Source organism: Komagataeibacter kakiaceti JCM 25156, assembly GCF_000613305.1.
On sequence record NZ_BAIO01000694.1, the window covers coordinates 1 to 1004 of the forward strand.

Consider the following 1004-nt stretch of genomic DNA (forward strand, 5'->3'; position numbering starts at 1 on the left):
CGCGCTGATGCGCCTGCTGGGCATAAGCGGGCGGGATGAGGCTGAAATCCTCCGGCAGGCCTGTGCCGGCATTGTTGATGAGGACCAGTTGCGCGACGGGCTGCGCCATGTCGCGCGCGAAGGCTCGCCCACGGTGCGCAAACAGGCCGAGGCCATGCTGGCATGGCTGGGTTCCGATGTTGAAACCCGTGCGCGGCAGTGGGCCGACTGGCGTGACGCGCTTCTGACGCGTGAGGGCGCGCCGCGCAAACGTGGCGGCCTGAACCCCAAAATCGCGACCGAACGCCCGGAACTGGCCGCGGCCCTGCTGGCCGAGGCCGAACGGGTGATCGGGACCGAGGGGCAGTTGCGCGCCATGACCGTGTTCGCGCTGACCTGCGCGCTGCTGGACGTGGCTCAGCCGGTGCTGGAACGCTACGCCACGCGCAAGAGCGCGCAGGGCATGGTGGATTATGACGACCTGATCGAGCGCACGCTGGACCTGCTGCGCGATCCGGGTGCGGCATGGGTGCTGTACAAGCTTGACGGGGGCATCGACCACCTGCTGCTCGATGAGGTGCAGGATACATCCCCCGACCAGTGGGCTATCGCCGGTGGGCTGACGGCGGAATTCTTCTCCGGTGAAGGCACGCATGACGCCGATGGCTGCCCCCGCACCATCTTCGCGGTGGGGGATTACAAGCAGTCGATCTATTCCTTCCAGGGCGCGGACCCGGCGGCGTTTCGCGCATGGCGGCAGCGTTTCCGCCACAGCGCGGCCGCGGCCCATGTGCCGTGGCGTGAACCCGCGCTGACCGTCTCCTTCCGCTCCACGGCGCCCGTGCTGCAACTGGTGGACAGTGTCTTCGCCAACCCCGTCGCCGCGCGTGGCGTGGTGGAGCCCGATGGCACCATTCCCGCCCATGTCACCGCCCGACCGGGGCAGGGGGGGCGTGTGAAATCTGGCCCCCCGTACCCGTGGTGCCGGACGGGACGGATGTGAACCCGTGGATGGCGCCACGGCA

General features: G+C 68.8%; 1 pseudogene. It reads left to right on the top strand.

From position 1 onward, the window contains the following. Positions 1-1004, top strand: a pseudogene (locus JCM25156_RS26015) (UvrD-helicase domain-containing protein); the annotation flags it as partial.